The following is a 4,595-nucleotide window of genomic DNA, read 5'->3' on the forward strand; positions in this document are numbered from 1 at the left end:
GTTTTTCAACCAAATTTTGAAACCACACTTCAAGCTCTTTTTTATTATCAAATCGCAATTTTTTCTTTTCAAGATTGATTTCTTGAAAGAATTCTTTGCTATATCCTTGATTTTTACTATTTACTCGCAGTTGCTCAAGCTCTTTTTTTAATTCAGCTTTGCTTAGCTTTTCTTGTTCTAGCTCTTGATTTTTAGCTTGTATTACTTTGTCTTTGTCTTTGATCTCGGTTTCTAATTTATCAATTTCATCATAGAAAATTTCTTTGATTTTGTTTTCTTGCTCTTGTGCTTCTTGCTTGATTTGCTCGATATGTTGTTGATTTTTAGCTTCTATTTGCTCTTTTAATCGTTTTTTTGATAGTTTTTCATCTTCTAATTCTTGATCTTTATCTTGAATTACTTGATTTTTAGCTTGTATTACATTGTCTTTAGCTTCTAATTCTTGTTTTATCGCTTTTAATTCTCGCTCTTTTTGCTTATACTCTCTGTGTTCTAATCGCTGTCTTTTACTTTCTCGCTTATCTATTCCACGCTCCATTTTTAGAATTTCGGCGATTTCTGTTTGTAGCTCTCTCAAATCTTGTGGTTTTATGTTTTCTAATCGCCATTGCTGTTTTTTGTCTTTATATGTGCAAAAATTCAAATGTGCGTGATAGTTTTTAACGGCGTATCCGTTGTCTGTGTAGTGTCCTTCATCCCTATGGATTGCGATTGCAGTGCAAGTGATATTAAATTTCTTTTCGATATGTTCGGCGACTTTTTTAACTTCATCCATTGTGTGATTGCTGTTTAAATTTAACACTCCCTCCCAGTGCGAATTCTCGAATTTTGGTCTTTTACCTTTTTTCCCTTTTTCAATTTTTGCAACTTCATCGGTGAAAATTTGTTCGGCTGTTTTTTCGTGTTGCCAATATTCGTTTGGCTCTCTGTCTTTTTCTTTTAGCAGATAAGATGGCTCGTCTTCTCTGAAATTATGTTTATATGAATGTCCGCTTGACTTCTGAAAATTAATCGACGATAATGCCATTTTTTATTGATAGAAATTCTCTCGTTGAGCGATTTTTATTATATGAATTATCAAACAATCTGATTTAACTTCAGCTAAAATTCTATAATCACGAACTTTCCAACGCCAAAAATTTCCTAAATTTTTCCAATGTCCTTGAAGTTTTTCTGCGTTTTTTAGCATAGTTGGATTATCACTTTTAGCTAAAATTTCTTTAATAAAAACATTAACTTCATAGATACCTTTTGGGTCGCCTTTTACTTGTTTATTTAAGTATTTTTCTACTTTTTTATCAAAAATAATTGTTTGCATTATTCGAATTCTTTCAAAATTTTTTCTCTTATTTCTTGTGCTTCTTGCGGATTTTTTTCCGCCCATTCTTGTGATTTTTTAAATGCTAAAGAATTATCTATTGTATAGAAATTTTGTGATTGTGGTTTGAAAGCATTTGCTATTTTATCGCTAAGATATTCAAGCAATTCGGCATTTTCTTTTGTTTGTTCTAGCAATTTTTTTTGTTTTTTTTCAACATTATTATATAAATTAGTTAATACATTTTTTTGAGTATTTTCAGATTTAACATAATCAATTGTTGCCATATTTTCCCCTATATTTATAAAAAATTTTGCTATTTAAGCTTGACGAAATTAGCAAAATTTTTTATATTTTTACTTGAAATTATAGCGAACTTGTGAGTATAAGTCAAGTAAAAATATAATCGCACGTTTTACTTATGATGGCATTGCCATTTCATAAGTAAAGGATAGTGCGCACTATCCTTTAATATTTTTTCGCAAACTCAAAAATATTAAATCGTGCGAAACGCTTCTTTTATGGCAATGCCATTATTTAAGAAGCGTTTAAGCATTTTCAATTTAAATAATTTTCGATAAGCTCAAAGTATTTTAAATTGAAAATATTATTTTCAAAAATATTTCTCACAAGTTCGATAATTTTTTGAAAATGAATTGCCACTAGCGTGGAGCTATTTAAATAAATATATATCTCGACAAGCTCGTTAATATTTATTTAAATTAAATCGATTACATATCTTTTACCATTTCGCTTAAATCTGCTAAATTTGTATCTAAATCTTTATCTTTTTTGCTTTCATCGCTTAAATTTTCGCTCTCTATTTCGCTTTTTGGTAATAATTCATCATCACTTAAAAGCAAATTTTCATCAATCTTAATATCTAAATTTAACGCACCGCCCCAAGATTTCATAAGCGATAATTTTATCGCATTGGCTCTTTTTTCTCTGTCATTAATTTCAGCTTCAATTTTTTCTAATTGAGAGTATAGAATTTCTCTTTGAGATTGTAAGTCTTTACTCTCCAAATCCAGCTTGTGTAGTAGGTCTGTTAATTCTTTTTCGGTCATAGTGTCTCCTTTAAAATTTGATTTTTGTCATTAGATTACTGAAATTTTCTAAGTTTATATTTTTATTTTTTTCTTTTGCGTGTTCAATCTCTCTTTCTAGTTCAGCAATTGAGTTAAATAATTCAGATTTGATTTCGTTACTTTTCGTTAGACTGTATGTTACTTTTAGTTTGTTGTTGTGTTTTTCTACATTTAAAATTCTTGCATTTCCAAATTCAGTGCTGATTAATTTGCTAACATATAAATCTAAGTTTGGCTCTATATGTTCAGTTGTTTGAATTTCTGATTTGTTTTCTTTAGATTTGTTGTTAGTTTCTTTAGTTTCTTTATCAAATGTAAATTCAATTCCGACAACAATACCACCACGCCCACGCCCACGCCCTTTGATTTTTTCATATTTTAGATTTTTAAATGCTGTTCTTGGCATATTAAAAAGATTTTTTTCTTCTGATAATTCTTTTACAGCTGATTTTAAAATTTCTTTATCAATTTCTGATATTCTATATTTAGTAGGTATATCGAGACGGCGTCTAAACTCATCAAAATCAAGTTTTAATAATCCAGTACTCCTAAATTGTTTCAAAAGCATATATAATCTTTTGGCGTATTTTCCGCTAAGACTCATAAATTCAGCTAGTTCAAATTGTGTAAAATTACTATTCAATTTATTGATTAAATAACTAAAATCAGGATTAATTCTGACTTCTAAAGACTCTAAAATTTCAGCGTCTAAATGATCAATCGCTTTTGGATTTTTGATTGTATTAATTTTGAATGTTGGAAACATAGTAATATAATTATATGATGTGCGATCATCATTATGAGTTATATACTCAAATCCTCTTTGACGCATACGATCCGCCATAGTTTTTAGCATAAAAGCTAATAATTTACTATCATACGCACTGCCAAAAAAATTTGAAACTTCACTAACTGTAAATTTAATAATTTGTGTTTCTTTGTCTTTCAAATGATACAAAAGATTACAAAAAATATTCATTTCTTGCTCTTTAAACTCTGGAAATCTTAACTCGTTAAGTCGATTGTCATATGCAACAATTTCTTTCATTAAAATCCTTTCAGAAGCCGTTTTTAGCATTATAGCACATTAATTAATTTTTGTAAAGGGATAAAAATAATAATACTACCCTTAATTAGCTACCCTTAATAGTTTAAATTTCCCCCCTTAATAGCCAAGCAAAATCTCTTTAAATATTGATATAATAGATATTTGAGAGATTAAAACGAGATTACATTAATATCACTACCTTTAATCTTTAAATTTCCCCCCTTAATAGTTTAAATTTCCCCCCTTAATAGTTTAAATTTCCCCCCTTAATAATCTGCAAATACCCATAAAATCGAGCTTTGAAGACCCCCTAAAAATATATAAAAAAAAATAAAAAAAAACGCGCGTATGTGCGTATGCGTGTATGCACATACATACCACAAAAAAATTAAATTATTTTTAATTTTAGGTAAATCAAAAATCAAGATTTTTGAACTTTTATTTTATAACACGCTCTTTTTGAGCGTGTATTCTAATCGGTGCAAACTTGCTACCTGCAATTCACTTCGCTACTTTGTAGCTCGTGAAGTGCGATTTGCATATGTTCGCATTCGCTCACACGAGAGCATAAAATCGCTCATTTCATTCGCTCAATGCTCTCTCACACATTTAGGGGTAAAAATAGTGTTGTTTTGTGTGTTGTGTTTGATTTGCTATCCATCATCACCACCACAACCACAAAAACACAAAAATACGCAAAAAATCATTAAAACGCAAAATTAAGCTTTTTTAGGGGGGGGGTGCTACCTTGATATGGGTTAGAGTGTTTTTTTTGATTTAAAGGGGTATTTTGTGCGTTTATGAGTGTTTTCTCTTTTTCTTTTTTTTCTAAGTGCGAAAAAATTGAGCGATAAAAAATAGTCAAGAGTTGCGAAGTGAAACGAGCAATCCACGAGCAGTGCAACGCACTGCGACGCTCTTGACGATTTTTTAGAGTGAGATACAATGACGCACGAAAAAAAAGAAAAAGAGAAAACAGCACACGAGCTCAGAAAGAAGCAGAATCCACCAAAAGTCGATTTTATCGATATTTGCGTATTTTTGGTTTGTTGTCTTCTTGTGTTTTGTCTTCGTTTTTGTGGATTAAGATTTTATCTATACCTAAATCATCGTGATCATTTTCTTGATCTTGCTCTGA

General features: G+C 29.8%; 5 protein-coding genes. All 5 read right to left on the reverse strand.

The window, feature by feature from the left end:
* Positions 1-1,027 (reverse strand): hypothetical protein (locus CIGNP85_RS08135; protein ID WP_086287834.1); only part of this gene is annotated, 1,027 nt, incomplete at its 3' end.
* A 3-nt stretch (positions 1,028-1,030) separates the two neighbouring features.
* A complete protein-coding gene (locus CIGNP85_RS08140) occupies positions 1,031-1,318 on the reverse strand; it encodes a type II toxin-antitoxin system RelE family toxin (RefSeq protein ID WP_086228897.1) in 288 nt (95 codons plus the stop codon).
* Positions 1,318-1,605: a hypothetical protein gene (locus CIGNP85_RS08145; RefSeq protein WP_086241925.1), complete on the reverse strand. Its 288-nt coding sequence runs from the start codon at positions 1,603-1,605 to the stop codon at positions 1,318-1,320. The genes CIGNP85_RS08140 and CIGNP85_RS08145 overlap by 1 nt, the downstream gene beginning before the upstream one ends.
* A 444-nt stretch (positions 1,606-2,049) precedes the next feature.
* Complete coding sequence (locus CIGNP85_RS08150) at positions 2,050-2,388, reverse strand: hypothetical protein (RefSeq protein ID WP_086287836.1); 339 nt, start codon at positions 2,386-2,388, stop codon at positions 2,050-2,052.
* A gap of 10 nt (positions 2,389-2,398) precedes the next feature.
* On the reverse strand, positions 2,399-3,457 hold the full coding sequence (locus tag CIGNP85_RS08155; RefSeq protein ID WP_179187410.1) for a replication initiation protein: 1,059 nt from the start codon (positions 3,455-3,457) through the stop codon (positions 2,399-2,401).
* Positions 3,458-4,595 lie beyond the last annotated feature (1,138 nt).

It is taken from the genome of Campylobacter sp. P0085 (genome assembly GCF_002139495.1).
In the GTDB taxonomy this organism is placed as follows: Bacteria; Campylobacterota; Campylobacteria; order Campylobacterales; family Campylobacteraceae; genus Campylobacter; species Campylobacter devanensis.